The organism is Synechococcus sp. OH30, assembly GCF_047462175.1.
Lineage (GTDB): Bacteria > Cyanobacteriota > Cyanobacteriia > Thermostichales > Thermostichaceae > Thermostichus.
In genome coordinates this window covers 242,285-262,853 of record NZ_JANSIP010000004.1, presented here as the reverse complement: position 1 = coordinate 262,853, position 20,569 = coordinate 242,285, and the positions used below count along the sequence as shown (strand labels likewise).

General features: G+C 59.8%; 21 protein-coding genes. 11 read left to right on the top strand and 10 right to left on the bottom strand.

From position 1 onward, the window contains the following. The first annotated feature begins 29 nt into the window (after nucleotides 1–29). Nucleotides 30–800, top strand: coding sequence for a Ycf66 family protein (locus tag NW830_RS06930; RefSeq protein WP_414362112.1), 771 nt, complete (start codon nucleotides 30–32; stop codon nucleotides 798–800). 40 nt (nucleotides 801–840) lie between these two features. On the opposite strand, the gene ppc is transcribed toward NW830_RS06930, so the two are convergent. The 3 genes from ppc to NW830_RS06915 form a co-directional block, all read right to left on the bottom strand. Continuing rightward, nucleotides 841–3,777, bottom strand: a complete 2,937-nt coding sequence (gene ppc / locus NW830_RS06925) for a phosphoenolpyruvate carboxylase (protein WP_414362114.1) — start codon at nucleotides 3,775–3,777, stop codon at nucleotides 841–843. A 112-nt stretch (nucleotides 3,778–3,889) separates the two neighbouring features. After that, the gene (locus NW830_RS06920; protein ID WP_414362116.1) at nucleotides 3,890–4,147 is read right to left on the bottom strand and encodes a DUF3146 family protein; all 258 of its coding nucleotides are present in this window, start codon (nucleotides 4,145–4,147) and stop codon (nucleotides 3,890–3,892) included. Nucleotides 4,148–4,283: 136 nt separating this feature from the next. Next, on the bottom strand, nucleotides 4,284–5,279 hold the full coding sequence (locus tag NW830_RS06915) for an AAA family ATPase (RefSeq protein WP_414362118.1): 996 nt from the start codon (nucleotides 5,277–5,279) through the stop codon (nucleotides 4,284–4,286). A 132-nt stretch (nucleotides 5,280–5,411) separates the two neighbouring features. Between NW830_RS06915 and NW830_RS06910 the strand changes: the two genes are divergently transcribed. Then, entirely contained in the window at nucleotides 5,412–5,852 is a 441-nt protein-coding gene (locus tag NW830_RS06910; protein ID WP_414362288.1) for an RrF2 family transcriptional regulator, read from the top strand. A 104-nt stretch (nucleotides 5,853–5,956) separates the two neighbouring features. Then, nucleotides 5,957–6,871 (top strand): S1 RNA-binding domain-containing protein, encoded by a 915-nt coding sequence (locus NW830_RS06905; protein ID WP_414362120.1) that lies wholly within the window; start codon nucleotides 5,957–5,959, stop codon nucleotides 6,869–6,871. A gap of 46 nt (nucleotides 6,872–6,917) precedes the next feature. Here NW830_RS06905 and NW830_RS06900 read toward each other — a convergent pair whose 3' ends face one another. Continuing rightward, nucleotides 6,918–7,565 carry an exopolysaccharide biosynthesis protein gene (locus tag NW830_RS06900; protein WP_414362121.1) on the bottom strand — a complete coding sequence of 216 codons (648 nt, stop codon included), beginning with the start codon at nucleotides 7,563–7,565 and terminating at the stop codon, nucleotides 6,918–6,920. A 111-nt stretch (nucleotides 7,566–7,676) separates the two neighbouring features. Here NW830_RS06900 and NW830_RS06895 point away from each other — a divergent pair, with 111 nt between their 5' ends. The 4 genes from NW830_RS06895 (at nucleotide 7,677) to NW830_RS06880 (ending at nucleotide 11,962) form a co-directional block, all read left to right on the top strand. Continuing rightward, nucleotides 7,677–8,093, top strand: coding sequence for a hypothetical protein (locus tag NW830_RS06895; protein WP_414362123.1), 417 nt, complete (start codon nucleotides 7,677–7,679; stop codon nucleotides 8,091–8,093). Between the two features lie 245 nt (nucleotides 8,094–8,338). Beyond that, nucleotides 8,339–8,851 carry a hypothetical protein gene (locus NW830_RS06890; protein ID WP_414362124.1) on the top strand — a complete coding sequence of 171 codons (513 nt, stop codon included), beginning with the start codon at nucleotides 8,339–8,341 and terminating at the stop codon, nucleotides 8,849–8,851. Between the two features lie 473 nt (nucleotides 8,852–9,324). After that, nucleotides 9,325–10,941, top strand: coding sequence for a glycosyltransferase family 39 protein (locus NW830_RS06885; RefSeq protein ID WP_414362126.1), 1,617 nt, complete (start codon nucleotides 9,325–9,327; stop codon nucleotides 10,939–10,941). Nucleotides 10,942–11,065: 124 nt separating this feature from the next. Further along, nucleotides 11,066–11,962, top strand: coding sequence for a putative CRISPR-associated protein (locus tag NW830_RS06880; RefSeq protein ID WP_414362127.1), 897 nt, complete (start codon nucleotides 11,066–11,068; stop codon nucleotides 11,960–11,962). Here NW830_RS06880 and NW830_RS06875 read toward each other — a convergent pair. The 4 genes from NW830_RS06875 to NW830_RS06860 form a co-directional block, all read right to left on the bottom strand. Beyond that, nucleotides 11,959–13,428, bottom strand: a complete 1,470-nt coding sequence (locus tag NW830_RS06875) for a hypothetical protein (protein ID WP_414362128.1) — start codon at nucleotides 13,426–13,428, stop codon at nucleotides 11,959–11,961. The genes NW830_RS06880 and NW830_RS06875 overlap by 4 nt on opposite strands. A 122-nt stretch (nucleotides 13,429–13,550) precedes the next feature. Then, nucleotides 13,551–14,216 (bottom strand): alpha/beta hydrolase, encoded by a 666-nt coding sequence (locus NW830_RS06870; protein WP_414362130.1) that lies wholly within the window; start codon nucleotides 14,214–14,216, stop codon nucleotides 13,551–13,553. A gap of 35 nt (nucleotides 14,217–14,251) precedes the next feature. Continuing rightward, nucleotides 14,252–15,265, bottom strand: coding sequence for an oxygen-dependent coproporphyrinogen oxidase (gene hemF, locus NW830_RS06865; RefSeq protein ID WP_414362290.1), 1,014 nt, complete (start codon nucleotides 15,263–15,265; stop codon nucleotides 14,252–14,254). A gap of 125 nt (nucleotides 15,266–15,390) precedes the next feature. Continuing rightward, nucleotides 15,391–15,633, bottom strand: a complete 243-nt coding sequence (locus NW830_RS06860; protein WP_414362132.1) for a Ycf34 family protein — start codon at nucleotides 15,631–15,633, stop codon at nucleotides 15,391–15,393. A gap of 219 nt (nucleotides 15,634–15,852) precedes the next feature. On the opposite strand from NW830_RS06860, the gene NW830_RS06855 reads away from it, so the two are divergent. From NW830_RS06855 to NW830_RS06840, 4 genes are all read left to right on the top strand, one after another. After that, the gene (locus NW830_RS06855; RefSeq protein WP_414362134.1) at nucleotides 15,853–16,146 is read left to right on the top strand and encodes a hypothetical protein; all 294 of its coding nucleotides are present in this window, start codon (nucleotides 15,853–15,855) and stop codon (nucleotides 16,144–16,146) included. A 229-nt stretch (nucleotides 16,147–16,375) separates the two neighbouring features. Beyond that, nucleotides 16,376–16,525 carry a hypothetical protein gene (locus NW830_RS06850; RefSeq protein ID WP_414362136.1) on the top strand — a complete coding sequence of 50 codons (150 nt, stop codon included), beginning with the start codon at nucleotides 16,376–16,378 and terminating at the stop codon, nucleotides 16,523–16,525. A 65-nt stretch (nucleotides 16,526–16,590) separates the two neighbouring features. Beyond that, nucleotides 16,591–17,862: an MDR family MFS transporter gene (locus NW830_RS06845; protein WP_414362138.1), complete on the top strand. Its 1,272-nt coding sequence runs from the start codon at nucleotides 16,591–16,593 to the stop codon at nucleotides 17,860–17,862. A gap of 47 nt (nucleotides 17,863–17,909) precedes the next feature. After that, nucleotides 17,910–19,127: an NAD(P)/FAD-dependent oxidoreductase gene (locus NW830_RS06840; RefSeq protein WP_414362139.1), complete on the top strand. Its 1,218-nt coding sequence runs from the start codon at nucleotides 17,910–17,912 to the stop codon at nucleotides 19,125–19,127. On the opposite strand, the gene proC is transcribed toward NW830_RS06840, so the two are convergent. Together proC and NW830_RS06830 are read right to left on the bottom strand one after the other, a co-directional pair. After that, entirely contained in the window at nucleotides 19,113–19,916 is an 804-nt protein-coding gene (gene proC, locus NW830_RS06835) for a pyrroline-5-carboxylate reductase (protein WP_414362140.1), read from the bottom strand. The genes NW830_RS06840 and proC overlap by 15 nt on opposite strands. Nucleotides 19,917–19,921: 5 nt before the next feature. After that, entirely contained in the window at nucleotides 19,922–20,500 is a 579-nt protein-coding gene (locus tag NW830_RS06830; RefSeq protein WP_414362141.1) for a cell division protein SepF, read from the bottom strand. Nucleotides 20,501–20,569 lie beyond the last annotated feature (69 nt).

Below are 20,569 nucleotides of genomic sequence, written 5' to 3'. Positions count from 1 at the left end.
CCCCCTCTTATCGTTTGGGGATCCCTGGCATGTTTCTCACCCAAAGCCCCTACTTTTTGATGGCAGCCCTGGTGGCAATTGCCAGTGGAGCCATCTTTGCCGTCCGCTTTGTCAAGCCTGAGGCGGCGGAAGAGTCGGATGTAATCTTTGCTACGATGGGCCTGATCTACTCCATCTCCCTGCTCTTGGAGGGTCAGCGCCTAATCCCCCTGCTGTTTTTTGCCCAGGTGCTGTTGGCGGTGATGGCTGGCTGGTTTGCCATCCAGACCTTCCGCCTGCGCATTCTCTTAAATGAGAAGGTGCGCCAGATAGCGGGAGTGCGGCCGGTTGTGCGACGCCAAGGCTTTAGCCGCACCTATCCGCCGGATGGCTACGTCCAAGGACGTGCCGTTGCTAGCGGGGCCAGTGGATCCCGCATCCGCGATACCTCCTCCTCCAGCCGTTCCATTCCCGAACGCAGCGAGGAACCAACCCGCCGCCCGCGGCCTCAGTTGACCAGCAATACCCAGGTGCGCCCGCGCCGTCGCCCAGAGGTGGAACAGGAGGACGAGTACGGCTATGAAGAGGGGGAGACCGCCTCGCAGCAGGCAGCTGACTCCCGTCGCCCTCGTCGTCCAACCCGTGAGGAGGACCAAAGCCCTGACTCAGCTGCCCAACGTCGTCCTCCCCGTCTACCCCAAACCCCAGAGGAGGACTACATCGAAGAAAAGCCCCGCCCTTCCTCCCGCCGCATCGTTGAGGTGGAATCGGTGGAAGTGCAAGAGGCAGAGCCGGACGAATACGAGGACGACTTGTTCTAGCTGCCCCAGCAGTTCCTAGAGAGAAGGGATCCCTTCTCCGCTAGCCTGTGTTGCGCATGCCAGCAGCGATGCCGTTGATGGTAAGGAGAGCCCCCCGCAGCAGCTCGGCGCGGCTGTGCTGGCTGGGGTAAAGAGGGGAGTTTTGCTTGCCGCGCAGGCGCTTGAGTAGGGAGATTTGCAGAAAACCCAAGGGCACAATTGAACGGTTGCGCAACTGGATGGAGCGCCTTAGGTAGGGATCATTTTCCAGTAGCTCCCTGTGGCCGGTAATTTTTAGAACCATCTCGCGGGTGCGGTACATTTCCTGGGCAATGAGCTCAAACAGCTCCATCGCCCGCGGCAAACGCTCAGGGGAGCTCATTTCCTGCACGTAGTGGCGGGCAATCTGCAAATCTGCCTTAGCCAGAGTCATCTCCACCTTGGAGATCACCATGCGGAAGAAGGGCCACTCGCGGTAGAGGTGTTGCAGGTGGGTGAGGTGGTGCTCACCTTGGGCTGCGTATTCCTGGAGGGCAGTGCCCACTCCATACCAGGCTGGCAGGAGAAAACGGCTTTGGGTCCAGCTAAACACCCACGGAATGGCCCGCAGGGATCTGATATCTTTCGAGTTGCCGCTGCGGCGAGCGGGGCGAGAGCTAATCTGCAGTTGGCTAATCTCTTCGATAGGAGTGACCTCGTGGAAAAACTCGACAAAGCCTTCCTGCTCGTAGACCAGGTTACGGTACACCTGCCGCGAGCGCTCTGCTAGCGACTCCATTAGGCGCGACCACTCGTGCAGGTCATTGGGGTAGGTGCGCAGCAGGCTGGCCTGAATGACGGCGCTGGTAACGGTTTCTAGGTTAAAAAGGGCTAGATCCTGGAGGGAATACTTCGAGGCCAGCACCTCTCCCTGCTCAGTAATCTTGATGCGGCCCCCCACGCTGCGCCCAGGCTGGGCCAAAATTGCCTCGTAGGCTGGCCCTCCTCCGCGCCCCACTGAGCCACCCCGGCCGTGGAAGATCTGCAACTTCACCCCGTAGGACTCGGCCACTGCTTGCAACCGCTGCTGGGCTTTGTAGATCTCCCAGTTGCTGCTTAGAAAGCCAGCATCCTTGTTGCTATCCGAGTAGCCCAGCATCACTTCCTGTAAGTTTTCCTGCTGGGCCAAGTACTGGCGATAGAAAGGAATTTCCAACAACTGCCGCAGGACCTCTGGGGCCTGCTTGAGGTCTTCAACGGTCTCAAACAGCGGCACCACCGCCAGGGATCCCCGCCCGCTGATGGGATCATAAAGGCCCACCTCCTTGGCTAGTAGCAGCACCTCCAGCAGATCGCTCAGCTGGCGGCTCATGCTAATTACATAGGTTTGGCACATGGCCGTGCCAAACTCCTGCTGCAGCCGGCGCAGGGTGCGAAAGGTGGCAATCAGCTCCGCCGCCTTCTCAGAAAAGGGGGCTTCTAGAGGGATGAGGGGGCGGCGGGTTTGCAGCTCCTGCAGGAGGAAAGCCGTTTTTTCCGCCTCTGTCATCTCGCTGTAGGGCCGCGGCAAGATCCGCAAGTATTCGAAGATCTCGGTGAGAGCGGCCTCATGGTAGCTGCTGTCTTGGCGGATATCCAGGTGGGCCAAATGGAAGCCAAAGACCTGAACCTGTTGGATGAGGTAGTCCAACTGGCGACAGGAAAGGCCGCTGTTTTTCAAACTTCTTTGGATGAGTTGCAAATCGGCCAAGAACTCCTCGGCGTTGGCGTAGGCGTTGTCCAGAGGGGGCGGGACAGGCAGGCAAGCAGAGTCGGCCAAATGGCGGTTGCGCTCCCGCGTCAGCTCCAGCCGCCGCTGGATGTAGCTAAGCTTGAGCCGGTAGGGCTCCTGACGATACTGCAGCGAAAAGGACTCGTAAACCTCCGGCATAAGGCGGCGATCCTGCTCAAGGGCATCCAGCAACTGGCTGTCCACATCCCCCCAGTGCAAAGAGACGCTCAGGGTTTTGGTGAGCGCCTTCACCGCCTCGATGTACTTGCCCAAAATCAGGTTGCGTTGGTAGCGGGCCGTTTGCCAGGTAACATCGGCAGTGACGGAGGGGTTCCCGTCGCGATCCCCGCCCACCCAGGAGCCAAAGTTGCAAAATCCTGCCGGCGGCGGCTCGACAGTGGGAAAGGACGTTTTCAGGCTGCGCCGGAGGCGCTCGTGCAGCAGAGGGATGGCCTGAAACAGCACCTCCTCAAAGTAGTGCAGAGTGTAGTCGACTTCGTTAAGCACCGTCGGCTTGGTCTGGTGCAATTCGTCGGTGCGCCACCACAGCAAAACCTCCTCTGCCAGTTGTTCTCTCAACATCTGAGCCTGCAGAGGGTCGAATTGCTCTGCCCAGTCCAGTTGGCTAAGCAGGCGGGAGAAGGTCCGTTGTTTTTCGCGGATGGTGTGGCGGACAATCTCGGTGGGGTGGGCGGTAAACACCAGGCGGATGTGCAGCCGCTCCAGCAGGCGGCGCAGCAGGCCAGGCGGTACCCCCTGCGCCCGCAGGTAAGGGAAGAGCCGTTCAAATTTTTCGTTTTCCCGCACGGTGCGCTGTTGGCTGTCCACCATGCGCATATCGGAGTCTTCTGCCCGCTCGTAGTTTTGTTCAACAATGTTGATTAACTGAAAAAACAAGGCAAAGGCGCGCGCTGCTTGAATGGCCTCTTCAAGGCTGAGGTGCTCAACAATTTGGAAGACTTCCGGGATGGGGTATTCTAGAGCCTGCCCTTCAGGAGAACACATGGAGCGCAGCCGCCGCAGCAGATCCACCAAAGGCTGTCCGCACTCCTGCAGGATTACCGCTTCCCAAAGTTCTTCGACCAGTTGCAGGCGCCGGTTCAACAAGGTGTTCCGCAAATTGAGCACCTCGTCCCTAGGGAGAGCCGGGCCCAAGGGATCCCCTTCCGCCAGGAGAGGGGCCTCCTTCAGGCCGTTAGCAGAACTCACTGCCTGCTCTGCAGTCGTCAGGTGGGAGGAAGAGGTCATGGAGGCGGCTCCTAGAACAACCATCCCAATATTAGAGCCTGTTGCTGGAAGCGCAGAGGTAGCCCGCCTCACCCTTAAAGGGGCGCTTTCTTGGCAGCAGGGCCAGGGATCCCTAGAGGCGGCTACGGATAACAAATGAGTAGTTGCTGCCAGGCTCGAGGAGGTAATCCGATTTCTCCAAAAAACGGCGCAAGGGATCGCAAATCAAGGCTCGCCCCACTGAGGGCTCCACTCTCAGGTTCCCACCTCGAAAGTGCCAGCAAAAGTACCAAACCCAACCGTTAGCGCTGACTTCCCCTTCAAGGGCACCCTCCTGCCAGGAGCGGCGGGTAATCTGGACATGGGCAGTGGTCTGAGGTAGGTGGCTCATCCTGGAGTAGGGAGAACCTCTCCCCTATTCTCTACTGCCTGGAGCCATCCCCTCAGGGATCCTGGCCCTGTACCCCCTCGGGTGGAGATCCCGCCAAAGCTGAGCTGGCTCCCAGAATGGCTCAGCAGGGTCTCTCTCAAAGCGGGGGCTCGACCGTGGCCACGATGTCGCGGATGATGGCTTCGGCTTCCTGCCGTCTGTTACTTGCCATCTCCCCCGCTCCAGCTAGGGAAATGCGATGGGCCAGAACCGGCACAAACAACGCTTGCAGGTCTTCTGGAAGGCAAAAGCCACGTCCCTTTACCAAGGCCCTTGCTCGCGCTGCCCTTGCCAAAGCCAATGCCCCGCGGGTGGAGACCCCAGCCCGCAGCAACTTGGAGGTGCGTGTAGCCTGGACTACCTGGAGAAGATAGTCGGCCAGGGATTCCTCCAGATACACCTGATCCACTGCCGCCTGAATCTCCCGCAACTCGGCTAGGGAAAGCACTGGCTGGAGAGTTTCTACGGGATCCGCCTGTTGCCGATGCAATAGCAGAGCCCGCTCAACTTCAGGGCTGGGGTAGCCAATTGACAGCCGCACCAAGAACCGATCCAACTGACTTTCTGGCAAGGGATAGGTGCCGTGGTACTCCAAGGGGTTCTGGGTAGCCAGCACCATGAAGGGACGGGGCAGCGGGTAGGTGCACTCGTCCAGCGAAACCTGCTTTTCCGCCATCGCCTCCAGCAGGGCGCTCTGGGTGCGGGGTGAGGTGCGGTTGATCTCGTCAGCTAGGATGACATGGGCAAAAATAGGGCCGGGGCGAAATTCAAACTCCCCTTTTTCTTTGTTGAAAAGGGTAAGGCCGAGAATGTCAGCCGGCAAGAGGTCGCTGGTAAATTGAATCCGCTGAAACTTGGCCCCCAAGCTACGGGCAATGGCCCGCGCCAATGTCGTCTTGCCCACCCCCGGCACATCCTCCAGCAGGACATGGCCTTCTGCCACCAGGGCCGTCACCACTGTCTGCACCACCTGGGACTTGCCCTGGAACACCGATTCGACATTGGCAATGAACTTGCCAATCTGCTGCTGCAAAGTTTGCCATCGCTCCGCCGGGATCCTCCCTCCCGCCGCCAGGGTACCCCCACCTGCCATAAACCCTCCTCCAAGGGGCCTATTCCACCATATAAGCCCGATCCTGCCCCCCGCCCAGAGCAGGATCCCACAAAACTCCGGCGGAAAACCGGAGTATCATAGACCTGATCCCTGCAGCTAAGGATGGGTATTTTGGAACTGTCCTGTAAAAGCGAGTACGCGCTCCTGGCGCTGTTGGAATTGGCCCAGCACTACAGCGATGGGCGGGTGTTGCAGATCAAGGAAATTGCAGCCCATCAGTCCATTCCCGACCGCTACTTGGAGCAATTGCTAGCCACCCTGCGCCGCCAGGGGCTGGTGCGCAGCCAGCGGGGGGCCAAAGGAGGGTACTTTCTAGCGCGGCCACCTTGGCAGATCTCCCTGTTGGACATCATTCAGGCCATTGAGGGAGAAGAGCTTACCCGTCCCCGCGACTGGTCCGGCGGCGATCTCACCCCCGAGCGTCAGGTGCTCCTGCAAGCTTGGCAAGAGGCCCAAGCAGCAGCAGTGGGCATTCTCCAAAAAACCACCCTGCAGGATCTTTGTGACCGGCAGGCCCAACGGCAACAGGCCAGGCTGATGTACTACATCTAAGCTACAGCCAGTAAAGGCCAACGCGGACAGGAAGGGCCGGGATTTTGACTCCATTTTGGGTTATTCTGGAGCGCGATGCTTCTCATTGAATCCCTACTCTGCCCATGACCTTGCGCTCCCCCCGCTCCCCAGCTGCCGAGACCTTTTCTGTAGAAGACTTTGCCCAGGCTCTAGCGGCACAAAGCCTTGACTTCCGACCGGGCCAGGTGGTGCGAGGTCGTATCTTCCAGTACCAGAGCGACGGCATTTGGGTGGATATTGGCGCCAAGTCGCCAGCCTTTTTGCCCCTCAAAGAAGCGGGGATCGGCTCGGAGGAAGACCTGAGCCAGCTGTTTCCCCTCAAAAGCGAGGCCGAGTTTCTTATCCTGAAAGAAGACGCCGCAGGGCAGATCCTCCTCTCGGCACGGCGGCTGCGGCTGAGGCGGCTTTGGGAGGAACTGGCGGAAAAGCAGGCTAGAGGTGAGGTGGTCACGGCGCCGGTGATCGGCATCAACAAAGGTGGGGTGGTGGTAGATGTGCAGGGCCTGCGCGGCTTTATCCCCCGCTCCCATCTTCTCCAACGCGGATCTCTGGAAGAGCTGGTGGGTCAATTGCTCACCGCCAGCTTGCTGGAAGTCAACCCTGCTGCCAAGAAGCTGGTGCTCTCCGAGCGAGTAGCGCGACAAGCAGAGAGCTTGGGGATCTACACCACTGGCCAGGTGGTGCGGGGCAAGGTCAGCGCCCTGAAACCCTTTGGCGTTTTCGTGGAACTGGAGGAGGGGGGCAGCGGGCTGTTGCCCATCAAGCAGGTCAGCCAAAGCTTTGTTGCCTCTCTCTCCGACTTGTTTCAGCCAGGGCAGCCCATCAAAGCAGTAGTCATCGACGTGGATGAGGCCAAAGGGCGGATAGCGCTCTCCCTGCGGGTGCTGGAAAGATACCCTGGCGAGGCGTTGGAGCAACTGTCTACCCTTATCGAAGAGGCTGAAGAGCGGGCCCGCAAGCTGAAGGGAAGGATTACCCCCGATGGCAAGGTCATCTAGGCTTGCCAGGCAAGTTAGCTGGCTCCTCCAGGGTGGGAGGGGCTGGCTATCTCCTTAACCAATCCAAAAGGGTTTTCCCCCCCAACCCCAGGCTGAGCAAAATGGAAGTGGTCAGTAGCCCTGCAGCGACGCAGAGCAGGGATCCCAGGCTGCAGAGGATTCCATCTTCTTCCAGGAGGCCGAAGGCGGTGACGAAGACCCCCATCGCAGGCAGGGTGTTGGTGCCGGGCACGGGAATGATCATGGCAATGCCCATCAGGCCAATCCAGGTGCCTAGCCAGACCTGGCCGAGGCGACTGGTGCAGACTTGTTTCCAACGGGGGCGGGCCACTTGCTCAATGCGCTGCAACCATGGGATCCCAGCCTGCACCCACTTTTGCAATTGCTTCCGTTCAATGGAGGTCCGCAGCACCCACGGCGGCAGCCAGGGAGTGGCTCGCCCTGCCAGCATTTGGAGAGCTAGCAGCAGAATAACCGCGCCAAAGGGAGTGGAATAGCCAGGAGCCGGCAGAGGCAAAGCCGAGGGAAAGGACAGCACCGCCAAAAACAAGCCAAAGCTGCGCTCACCCGCCAGTTTTAGAATCTCTTCAATGCAGATGGCTGCTTCTAGGGATCCCTCTACTTGGAGCTCAGACTGCTCCGGGCTGTCGGCAAGGCCGGCCAGGCGGGCCAGCTCTTGGGATAAACGCGCCATAGGGGGCACAGAGTTGGGGTAGGAAAAGTTGACCAACGCCAGCCTACTGCAAATTCTGGGTTTGTTGGATATCTTGACTCTTGAGGAAGGGGGTGATTTGGGAGAGGGGAAATGAGCGGCCAGGCCCCTGGTAAGCGGTTGGAGAAGGCGGTGGGCAGCCGTGGCCTTGCCCAAGGACCAAAGCGTTTGCTAGCGCAGGGGGTGGCTGGGCTGGTGCTGGGATCTCTACTGCTGGGGAGGAGTAGCCCAACCTTTGCTGAAGCCCAACTGGAAGTGGGCACCTCCGCTACCTTGCCTCCCCAGCCAGAGCCGACCTTACCTCCTCCGCCCCAGGGAGTTCGCCAAATCTCCGAGAAAACCGATCCGGAGGAAACTGCCGACATGCCTCTTTCCCTGCTGGCTGAACAGGTGCTAGAGGCAGTTTGCGAAGGGCAAATTGATGCCCGACGAGCCTTGACCCTCATGCCGGATCTGAGCAAGTCCCACATCCTTGCTGCCTGTCCAAAGCAGCTGTCCCCCAGAAGCTGAAAAGGGAAACCAAGCCAAGCCTAAACGGGAAAAGGGAGGGGAACTTTGCCCTGTCTAAGGGGCCATTTGCTCGCTGGATGCTGCCGAGCCCTGGGAACAACTTACCCACAAACAGCGCCACTGCTTTGCGCCCCATAGCCCAGATTTCCCCTGCCGACGACCAGCCCGTTTTACAACTGGGCTAGCTAATTGGGGTGGAGAGCCAGCTACGCCTATTGCCCAGGCTAGCTAGCGTAAATTCTAGAGTGGCCGATCCTCTTCTCAAAAGTCCAAACCTTGTTCTCAAAGCGAGCAAAGCTCTGTGTTCTGGAAAACAGACAAGTGTCACACCAGCAAGCAATAATGAGGGCAAGCACAAGGAGTTCGACGGAGCCAAGTCTTATGAAGCCGGGTCCTATAAACTCCCAGCAAGCGCGTTCATTTATCGCCTAGAGTTCCGTTGTTTCTTATTGTTTTTATTGTCGTTTTTGCCTTTTATCTTCCACTTGCTATCGGCTTGCTCAGGATACATTCGACTGCGAAGTAGTCTTCCAGCCACTGCTGCTTTTGCCAAAACAGATGGAGCTAGAACCATAACTGAAACTCAAACAGATTCCGACGGATATGAGATGACTTATCACTACGTCACTCTCACAACTCCTCAAGGAGCAATAATAGCTTGGGAAGCTTACAGTGAGGCCGAGGCTCAGCAACTGGCAGAAAAGATGCAATCATTCCTGATGAGTGCAGAGAGTCAGAATCTCGGTGGCCAGCGATAGTTTTGACTTAGGAGATTTGCTTGTTTCGATTACGTATTCTCTTGTTATACTAGCAGTATTTACAGGGATAATAGTGGCTGAGCTAACGAGGCGTCGACTGACCTTTGACTGCTTCCTAGACCAGATCCTGGAGGAGTACCTCACTCCCTTTGGGATAAGGGAAGAGAAAACTTATTCCTTCAGAGATGTACAGCAGGTTGTGGTTAGGAAGTCAACAAGTTCCGAGGGCAGTACCTTTTTTCAGTAGAGGTGGAGTTGCACTCGGGAGAGACTTTGTTGCGCCTGAGTTTTGGTTCTGATGGTAGTAAGGCAATGGTGGAAGCGGAACAATTGGGCCATCTTTTGGGGTGTCCGGTAAAGCTGCCGGAGGCAACGCCTTAGGCTCAGCGGAGACCTTTCAAGCTAAGCCCCTACTTCGCTTTCTTGGGAGAGGGGGAGGAGGGCAAGGTTTGCCAAAGCTGAGACAATAGCCTTTGTCCACGCGCTCAAAGGGATCCCCTGTGCTGCCGCGGGCTGCTCTGTGGATTTTGGGGTTGGGCCTGCTTCTGCGCTGCTGGGTGGCTGCTCTGTTGCCGCCGGGCTTTGACGAAGCCTACTACTACCTCTACACTCGCCATCTGGACTGGAGCTATTTTGACCATCCACCGCTGGTGGCCTGGACCACAGGCCTGGGGCCTCTTCTGACGGGGCAGGTGTCGGCTTTTTCAATTCGATTGGGATCCCTGCTGGTTTACAGCGGCTCTTCCCTATTGCTTTACCTCACGGCGGCGCGGCTTTTTTCGCTGCAGGCGGGGCTGATTGCTCTAGCAACCATCAGCATCGCGCCCATTTTCTGGATTGGGTTTGGGGTGCTGACCCTGCCGGATAGCCCGCTGATGCTTTTTACGGCAGCAACCCTGTGGGTGGCTGCCCAGGAGTTTTTTCCAGCTCCCTTGGCGGAGGGGAAATTGGGGGCCTATGGGGCAGCTCGCTACCGAGCGGGGCCCAGGCTAGCCCTGATGGGGCTATTGGTGGGGCTGGCCTGCCTGGGCAAATACCACGGCCTGGCGGTGGGGTTTGGCCTGGTGCTCTTTTGTCTGCTCAGCCCAGCCCACCGCTGCGCCCTCAGGTCGGGATGGGCGCTCTTGGCAGTGCTGGGGTTCTTGGCGGCCTTCAGCCCGGTGCTGATCTGGAACGCCCAGCAAGGTTGGATCTCCTTTCGCTTCCAAGGGGGGCGAGCGGTGCCGGAGGCAGGGTACCAACTGCAAGAGCTGCTTCTGACGGTGCTGGCGGAAATTTTTTATCTTTTCCCAACCTTGGGGATCCCTTTGCTGGGGCTGAGCTTGGCTGAGGGTGGGCGGGTGGGGTTGGCGCTTTTTCAGGGAAGACGCCTCACGGATCGAGAGCTGAAGCATCTTCTAATCCTGGCCTGTGGGCTGCCGCTGGTGCTGGCTTTTACCTTGATGGGGGGCTATCGGCCCATTTTGCCCACCTGGCCGATGCCGGGGTTCTGGGTGCTGAGCTTGCTTTTGGGATCCCGCTGGGAAAGGTGGCCAGGAGCGAAGCGGCTCTTGGCAGGAACGGCGGTGGCGGTGGGCCTGTTGGTGGGGGTGGGGCTGGCCCATGTGCGCTACGGGCTGCTGCAAGCGCCTGGCGGTCTGGGCCTGTGGCCGGTGGAACAGGATCCCTCGGCTCAGTTGATTGACATCGAACAGTTGCGGCGGCCATTTCAGGCGGATCCCCGCTTGGCCCAGGCTCTGGCGGAGGCGGATTTCATTTTCACTAACGCTTACTTTTTGGGCGGCCAGATTGGCATGGCCTTGGCACCGCTGACGGAGAAGCCCATCACTTGCCTGGATGAGGATCTGCGCGGCTTTGCCTTTTGGTCACAACCTGAAGATTGGCTGGGGCAGGATGGCCTGCTGATTACCTCCAAACTGTTTCAGCCAAGAGCAGGGATCCCGGCCGCCTACGGCACCTACTTTGAACAAATTGAGCCAGTGGCAGAGATTCCCCTGCAGCGGGCGGGGGCAGTGGCCCAAACCTTTCAGGTGTACCTGGCTCGGCGGATGCGCCAACCCTATCCCCGTCCCTACTCCCGCCGGCGCTGAGGGCTACGGCTTTTTCTGCCCACTAACGCACCCCCCCAGGAACTGCCAAGGGCAGATGGGCCGAGCTTCTGGGCTTGGCTAGCCTAATAGTCTATTGCTTCATTCAAAAGTTGGCGAGGAACTCATGCAGACCATCATCATGACGGTGGGCACCTCTCTGCTTACCAACCCAGACAAAGACCTGCAGCCGCAGCGCCCTTGGGTCGGCCAAAAAACCATCGGCGATCCAGAACGGGCCTTGGCCTGGATGAAAAAAACAGACTTGGAACTAATCAGCGCCGAAACCAACACCTACTACCGGCTGGATCCCACTCCGCAGGATGTCTTGATTTTGCTGTACTCCGAAACCCCTGAAGGACTGGAGTGTGCCCAGATTTTGCAGCTCTTTTTTGAAAAAGCGCTGGGCCAGCAACAGGTTTCCCTGCTGCCCCTCCCCGGCATCAACTACGAGCTAGAGGGATCCTCGCTGGAGCGGATGGCCAAGCTGTTGCAACAGTTGGCTGAGAGCGCCAAGGGGATCGTCACCTTTGCCGCCACCGGGGGGTTTAAAGCCCAGGCCATGGTCATGGCCGTGGTGGGCAGCCAATTGGGGATCCCGGTTTGCTACATCCACGAGCAATACAAATCTTTGGTGTATTTGCCTTACTTGCAGCCGCAAGTTCAGCCGCGGATCCCGCGGGCGAGCTTGCCGGATTCCGGCCGGGATCGCTCCCAGGTCATCCAATTGCGCAGCGACAGCAGCCATCACCGTCCTCGCAGTTGGGTCAAGGTGGAAAAACTCCTGCGCGACCTGCCCTGGGTAGATCTGGTTCGCTACGACCCAAGCGCCTACGCTGCCCCCAAAAACGGCGTCAAGGCCGCCAACCGCAAAACCGCAGATGGCCGCCACATTTTGTGGATCCATCTCCACGAAAGCCAGGACACCCACCTTGCCGTTAGGGTAGAGACCACCGGCTATACTCCCGAACACCTAGAGCAGGCCGCTGCCGAGCTGCGGGAGCGCATTGGTCGCCTCCTCTAGCTTTTGCTCAACTGCTGGGCCACGAGTTGCACAATGGCCTGAGCCGCACCCGGCTTGCCCCCCAGACGCCGCAATTCCGCCTGCATCTGTTGACGCCGCTCGGGATCAGTCAACAGGGCCCGCATCTGTTCGGCTACCTGGGCCGGGCGCAAGTGTCCTCGCAGCTCCGGCACCACCTCACGTCCTGCCCAGAGGTTTGGCCAAGCCAGGTAACCCAGCCACCGCAGGGCAATTCTGTTGATAAGGCGGGCCAGCCAGGGGCCCAGACCGGGCAGGCGAGCCAACAGGCCAGGGATCCCACCCCAGGCACGCATCGCCTCCAGCTTGTTGGTGGGGATCGCCACCACCATTGGCACCCCCAAGTAAGCCAGCTCGGCAGTGTTGGCGCCGACTGTAGTTAGACACAGGTCGCAATTGGCCAGCACCGAATAGGCGGGGAAGCTGGTCCACAGGTGTACCGTGGTGCCAAAGGGGGTGACGAAGTGGGATCCCAGATTGGTTTGCTCCAGAGTGGCCGAGGTGCCGTAAATCACGGCCATATCGGGGTTGAGCTTGGGATGGGCATAGGCCGCCAGTGATTGTGGCGTCTGGCCGGGAGCCACTGGGATGACGAAGCGGACGTTGGGCAGCAACTGGCGCAACTCATCCGCCACCGCCAGCACCAGCGGCACCCCCAGGGAGAGCTTGGCCGGCTTGGAGCCGGGGAGCAGCCCCACCTGGTAGTGGGTGCGGTTGCTCTCGCTAAGACGTTGCCAGCCGCGCGGCAGCAAAGCTTCGTCGGCGGAGCAGTTCTCCACCTTTGCTGGCGCCGTTTGCTCCTCGAGGGGATCGGAGGAGAGGTGGCCCATTTGCGTCAGAGAGGAAAACCCGGACATGGCCTGAGGGGTAGAAGGCTGGGCGGGAAGGGATCGGCTGCTGAGCCAGCCGGCAAGGGGCACGCCCGGCAAGTAGACAGCACTGGCCACGCCATCGGCCATCAGATCCCCGACCACGTGCATTTTGGCAGCCCAGCAGTGGCGTAGGAGGCGTCCCCCGTCGTAGCGGCGTTTGATCTCCTCTGTGCGCACAGCAAAAGCGTCTACCCAGGGTCGCCAGCGGGGTCGCTGCTCCGCATACACCACCAGGCGGTAGCGCAGACGACGGGCAATCCAGACGGCAAAAAACTGATCCCCTCCTAGAAACAGCACCACCCCCCGCTTGGCCCAATCCCAGGCTTCTTCGGTCTGACCCGTGAGCAGAAAAGCCAGAAAAAAATCCGGATCCTGCACCCGATCGACCTGGATAAATTCCTCCGCTATCTTCATCTCTTGTCCAGAGGCATGCGGACAAGGAGAGAGCACCAGAGAAAGACGGGCCTGGGGCAGTTGCTGGCGCAATTCTAGGACGACTGGCCGCACCCAGGTAAGCAGCTCGCCGGGACCGTTGGAGAGGATGAGAATGTCGTAGAGAGGCTGGCCGCCGTTCACTGAGACGCTCAGGGGGCAAGAACTTTGCCGCTATTGTACAGTTTGCCTTTGGGCGCCAGGAGGCTAGCGGGATCTTGCCCTACTGCGAGGGAGCTTCGCCAGCCCTTTCCCTTGCCCAGGGTTCATTTTTTGTCCAACTGACTTTGCAACCACCCTTGGATATCCCGCAAACTTTCTGGGGAAACCTCGTGACCCATTGCGTACTCGCGATAGGTCAAGCTTAGGGGCAAAGAGGTAAAGTAGTCGCGGATCTGGCGGCCAAAAGCCACCGGCAAGACGGCATCGGCGGTGCCGTGAACCACCAGGATACTGAGGTGCTGCAGCCGGGCGGGCTCTACCGCCTCAGCTAGGATCTCTGGCGAAAGGCGACCGCTAATTGCCACCACCCCGGCCAGCTTTTCAGGCTGGGTGAGAGCCAGATACAAGCTCATAATTGCCCCCTGGCTAAACCCCAGCAAGTACACCTGCGCCGGATCCAAACCCAGACTCGGGATCCCCTGATCCAGAAAGTGGCTTAAAAGCTCCCGGCTGCGGCGGGCTTGCTCCGGATCCCCCACCAGCCCTTCCGGCGTCCAGGCCATTTCAAACCAGGCAAAGCCGCCCGCCCCCCAGGGAAGCGGCGCCCTTAGGCTAATTACCGCTAGGCGGGGATCCAAGTAAGGGGCCAACTGGAGGAGATCCCCCTCGTGGCTGCCGATCCCGTGCAGCATCACCAGCACCGGCGCCTTTCCAGGCCCAGCTTGGCGGGGGGGTTGAAAGCGGTAGGCAAGGGGCAGAGAGGAAGACACTGCACTCCTCTGGAAGAGGGACGCCTATTGCGGGCCTAGACCCACTCCCGGGGCTGGCGCAGCACTTCGTAGAGCTTGGCTTCCCAGCTATTGGGCGGGGGCTCGTAGCCGTATTCCCAGCGCACCAACGGCGGCAACGACATTAGGATCGACTCGGTGCGGCCCTGGGTCTGCAGCCCAAAGAGCGTGCCCCGGTCGTAGACTAGGTTAAACTCCACATAGCGCCCGCGCCGGTAGAGCTGGAACTGTCGCTCCCGCTCCCCCCATTCCATCCCCTGCCGCCGCTCTACAATCGGCACATAGGCCGGCAAGAACGCCTCGGCACACCCTCGCACCAGCTCAAAAAGATGTTCCCAACTGCGGGATCCCACCCGCACCTGGAGTGGCGGCGGCTCAGAGGCAAGCTGTTCGGGATCCGCTTCTGCCTCCCCCTCAGGACGGTAGAGGAGCCCCGGCCGGTCGTCTTGATAATCAAAGAAAATGCCACCAACGCCGCGGGCTTCACCCCGATGGGGCAAGAAGAAGTAGCGGTCGCACCAGATTTTAAAAGCGGGGTAGTAGGCCGGATCCAGCCGGTCGCAGGCCGCCTTGATGGTGCGGTGAAAATGGGTTGCATCCTCCTCAAACAAGTAGTAGGGGGTGAGATCCATGCCGCCGCCAAACCACCACACCGGTCCCGCCTCGAAATAGCGGTAGTTGAGGTGAACTGTTGGCACATAAGGGTTGCGGGGGTGCAACACCATGGAAGTGCCGGTGGCGTAGAAGGAATGACCTGCTGTCTCTGGACGCTGCTTGAGGATCGAGGGGGGCAGCTGCGATCCGAACACCTCGGAAAAATTAACCCCTCCTTGCTCAAACACGCCTCCCTGCTGGATAACCCGCGAGCGACCGCCGCCACCGCCAGGACGCTCCCAACTGTCCTCGCGAAACTTGGCTTTGCCGTCCAGGGCCTCCAGTCGAGCACAGATCTCATCCTGGAGTTGTCGCATAAACTGGCTTACTCGTTGACGAGCATCCCGCGGCGGTGCTGTCGGGCTTGTGGTCAGCATCATCGTCTTCCCATCTCTCGAAATGGACGAAACAACTCCCCCCTAAGGGCAGACCCTCGTCTCAAGCCTTGCAGGCGCGGAGAGCTCTTCTCGGCGCTCTAGGCCATCTCTAGATTACTCTAGTTTTAAGTGGGAACGACCGCGTGGGGGCGGAGCCTTGCCCACTTGTTCCGCTCCTCGCGAAAACTCTGGCAGGCCACCACATCCCACTCCATCTCGGTGCCGCCGTTGCGGATGTTGACGTTGATCTGGGGTCCTTGCGGCTCAAAATCCGGCGTCAGGGTGAGGTGGGGCTGTTGGTGCTGCGCTTCCACGGCGTGATAGGTGGTGCAGCGATCTACATAGTAGCAGTGGATACAAATACACATCTGCTGCCTACCCGAAAGCGTCTGCGATCTCGACAATAGCATCCTGTCTGCGGAAAGACGGGGGATCCGGCCTGTTCAACCAATTCCTGAGACATTTCTTAGGAAAGAGAGGCATTTCCCCTTCTCTCGTCTAAAATCTCAGGATACTCATCCACCCATGAGGCTAAGGCTTGGTTTCTGGTCAGGATCAAGCCAAGCAGGCTATCCCGAGGAATTGCCATGAACACCCCCACCCGCTACCGCTTTACCTGCACCCTCTCCTTTGGGGATATCTACGGCCAGATCATCGTTTGGCTAATCGTGGTCTTTGCCGGCCTGGGCGCTGCCCTCTCTTTGATGAACAGCCCCCTCTACGCCTTTCTCACCATCGCGCTGATCTTGGTCATCTCCCTGCCTTTTCTGCTCTTTGCCTTCGTGACGACGCTGCTCAACCACATCGAGTTTGTGGCTGTTCCACCGGAAGAAGAGGAAGGGCGCACTGCGGCAGCCAAGTCGCCGGTGGCCATCAGCTAGCAGCGGTCTAACCTGGCGGCCCCGGGGAGGAGCTGGGGGCGGGGACAGCAGCGCTTTCTCCTTAAGGGTTGTTTAAAGCTTTGTCAAATTTTGTTATAGTTGGATCCAGCAGCCTCGCAGCTTGATCCCTTTGCCGTTGGCACTTCCTAGCTGAGGAAGGCGACAGGCGGTCTACGGCTGGCTCAAGAATGGCTGCAAGACCGTTGACGTGCAGGGGTGATGTGAGGTGATGGAAAATCACTCGATCCAGATCGACTACCGAGTGTACCGGTTGGCGCGGCTGTTGAGCGAATACCTCAATGTAGGGGAGTTAATTGCGGTTTCCGCCGGATCCCTGGAGGAGGAGCCGCTGGCTCCCGCCGAGTGTTCTGCCTGCTGAGCTGGATCTGGCGCCAACAAGCGGGATCCCGTAGGCTAGGTAACTTGTCTCCCGTTGTATCTCCTATGCGGATCCCTTCCTGGTGGCCACAGCTCAGCTTTCAGGTCTGGCTAATCTTCGTCGGTCGGTTGCTTTCCCAAACCGGAACCGGCTTTGCCCTCTTCTACGCCCCCCTCTTTTTCGTTGACCAGGTGGGGCTAAGGGCCACTCAAGTGGGGCTGGGGCTAGGCCTCATGGCTTTAAGTGGGGTGCTTGGCCGCATCCTTGGCGGCTCAATGGCTGACGGCGCTTGGGGCCGCCGCTCCACTTTGATCCTCTCGCTGGCCATTTCTGCTACTGGCTCGTTTGGGTTTGCCCTCTCCCAGGGTTTCTACAGTTTTGCCCTAGCCAGTCTGGTAGCAGGGATGGGTCAAGGTTTGTACTGGCCACCAGTGGAGGCAATTGTAGCCGACCTAACCACGCGCGAGCAGCGCAACGAAGCCTATGCCCTCAACCGCCTGGGGGATAACTTGGGCCTCAGCCTCGGCGTGGCCATGGCCAGTGCCTTGGTAGCCCTGACGAAGAACTACCGCCTCTTGTTTGTGATCGACGGCCTCACCTACTTGATTTTTCTAGCCCTGCTCTGGTGTTGCGTTCAGGAAACTCGGGTCACTCAGTCGGCGGCAGAGCCCCTGTGGGCCGGCTGGAAAGCCGCCCTGAGGGATCGCTCCCTAGTGGTGTTTGCCCTGGCCAACCTTTTCTTCACCACCTACATTGCCCAGCTCAGCAGCAGCTTGCCCCTTTACTTGCGCAAGGGGGCTGGGATCCCTGAGGTACAGATTGGCCCGTTGTTTGCCCTGCACGGCGCCCTCATTGCCCTGCTGCAGCTGCCGGCAGCTCGTTGGCTCAATCGCTGGACGCGGGTCCGCGCCCTCCAGGGATCCGCTCTACTATGGGGGCTGGGGTTTGGGTTGGTTTGGCTTAGCAGCTTGGCAGCCCAGTGGGGAGCGATGCCAGCTAGGGGGATGGCGGCTTTGGCCTTGGCGGTGCTCTCGTTGGCCTTGGTGAGCTACAACCCCTCGGCGTCGGCGTTGGTGGCGGATCTGGCTCCAGCTCATCTGCGAGGGGTGTATTTGTCGGTCAACTCCCTCTGTTGGGCAGCCGGCTTTGCCCTCGGGCCGCTAATCGGGGGGATGGCTCTGGATCTGCCGCCCCCCTGGGCAGGAGGGCTGTGGCTTCTCTGGGTGTCTACCGTCGGCCTGGTTTGGGGGATCCTCGGCCTCTTGGATGGCCTCCTACCCTGCAGGGTTAATGCAGCAACCGCCCCTCCCCCTGCCCAAGGCAGAGCCCTAAGGTAGGAGGCGGGATGGTTTGTTAAGCTGATGTTACCTTCAACCCTTGCAGCATGAGTCGTATTGGCATTCTTGGGGGTGGCTTTGGCGGGTTGTACACAGCCCTGGAGCTCATCCGCCGACCTTGGCCGGAGCCGCCGCAGATTACTCTGGTGGATCGGCAGGAGCGCTTTGTCTTTGCTCCGTTGCTCTACGAGCTGCTCACGGGCGAGCTGGAAGACTGGGAGGTAGCCCCCCGCTTTCAGGATCTGCTGCCGCCAGAGTCGGTGCAGTTTTGCCAGGGCTCTGTGCAATCCATTGACCTGAAAGCCCGCCGCGTCCTGCTGAGAGAGGGGCAAAGCCTGGAGTACGACGCCTTGGTGCTGGCACTGGGAGGGGAGACCCCTCTAGAAGGCGTGCCGGGAGCAGCGGAGTTTGCCTTTCCCTTCCGCACCCTGGCCGACGCCCAACGGCTGCGGGCCCACCTGAAAACTCTAGAGGCGCGGGAGGCGGCTCAGCCGATAACTCTGGCCATTGTTGGGGCGGGAGCAAGCGGTGTGGAGCTAGCCTGCAAATTGGCAGACCGGCTGGGATCCCGAGGGCAGATCTGCCTTGTCGAGCTGGGATCCCAGATTTTGCCAGGGTTTACCCCCTCCACCCGGGAGGCAGCCCAGGCGGCGCTGGCTAGGCGGCAGGTGCGAGTGGAGCTGCAGACCAAGGTGCTTGGGATCGAGGCCGTGGAAGAAAACAGCGCCCCTCCCTTCCGCCTGCGGCTGCAGCGACGGGAAGCCCAAGAGATGGCCACCGCTCTCGTGGATGCGGTGCTGTGGACCGTCGGAACCCGACCGGCAGCAGTGATTGCCGACCTGGATCTGCCCAAAAGTGAGCGGGGGCGGTTGCAGGTTTTGCCCACCCTGCAAACTCCCACCTTTCCAGAAGTGTTTGCCCTGGGAGACGTAGCGGCGGTGGTGGATGCCGAAGGCCAGCCGGTGCCCGCCACCGCCCAAGCAGCTTTTCAACAGGCTGGCTATTGCGCTTGGAACCTGTGGGCCTTGCTCACCCAGGAGCGGCCCCTGCTGCCGTTCCGCTACTTCTCTCTGGGGGAAATGCTTAGCTTGGGGACGGATGCAGCGGTGCTCTCTGGTCTCGGCGGACTCACTCTAACCGGGCCCCTGGGCTACTTGGCGCGGCGAGCCGTCTACCTAGTGCGCCTACCTACCCTGGAGCACCAGCTCAAAGTGGGGTGGAACTGGATCACCCGCCCGCTCTGGCAGGCCCTAGGAGCTCTGTAGCTGGCGGGAGCGCTCGTAGGCTGCCCGCACTGCCCGCATCAAGGCCCCCCGCACCCCCCCCTCTTCCAGGGCCTGGATCCCGGCGATGGTCGTTCCCCCCGGGCTGGTCACTTGATCCTTGAGGAGGGCGGGGTGGAGCTTCTCTTGCTGTAAAAGGGCAGCAGTGCCCGCTAGGGTCTGCATGGCCAGTTGGGTGGCAAGGGGGCGCGGCAGCCCCACCCCCACCCCCCCGTCAATTAACGCTTCCAGGATCACCGCTAAATACCCCGGCCCCGACCCCGAGAGAGCGGTCACCGCATCCATTTGGCTTTCGGCCACCGTCACCACCTCGCCCACGGCGCGAAACAGCTTCTCCACCTGCTCTACCTGGCCAGGCGTTACCCCTGGCCCGTAGCAAATAGCGGTGATCCCTGCTCCCACCAGCGCTGGCGTGTTGGGCATGGTGCGCACCACCCTCTGCTGGGGAAAAGCCTGCTGCAACTGCTGCAATGGGATCCCGGCCATAATAGAAACGACCAACTCTGTGGCCGCCGGCTGGCCTATCTCTGCCACCACCTGGGGGAAGACCTGAGGCTTGACGGCCAAAAATAAAATCTCAGACTCCCCCGCCTCAGAGGGATCTGCCAACAGCCGAATGCCCAGCTCCTGCTGTAGACTCTTGGCCCTGGCTGGGTCGGGCTCTCGCAACGCCAGCTGCTCTGGGGGATAAACTCCTGCTGCCACCCAACGGCGCAGCAGGGCAGATCCCATGGCTCCGCCCCCAATGACACATAACAGCGGTTGCTTCATGGTAACTAGTGCTGGCCTACCGCTTGCAGGTGTTCATAGCTGCTAGGCCAGATGGGGGTGGGGTTTTGCAAAGGGCGCTGCAGCGGCTGCATAACTTGGCTACTAGGGGTAGAGATGGTTACCGTGCTGGGGGTGAATAAAAAAATATTCTCCCCAATCCGCTCCTGATGGCCGTCAATGGCATAGGTGCCGCCAGCAACAAAGTCCACAGAACGCTGGGCTTCGGCGGGATCCATCAGGCTTAGGTTCATGATTACCGTCTTGCGCTCACGCAGGTATTGGATAACCTGGGCCATCTCATCAAAGCTGCGTGGCTCCAGCACCACCACCTCGTTGGTAGGCTGGCTAATGCCAGGCAATCCAATGACGTTGCTTCCCATACCCCCTCCTGAGCGCTCCCGATGGGGCTGACTGCGCCGATGACCACGCGGCTCTTCCCGATGGAGAGGCCCTTCTCCAGCTTCTACTGAGCGCTGCCGCCGTCCCCGCAAGGAGGGCTCTGCTTCTTCCTCGCTAGGAGAAGAAGTAGCTCCTGGAGAACGGCGTCTTTCGTAGAGAAGTTGATAGTCGTCCTGCCCATCCATCTCAGATTCAGAGTACTCCTCCAGGTTATCCGCAGGATCATTTAAGCCTACAAAATCCCTTACCCTGCT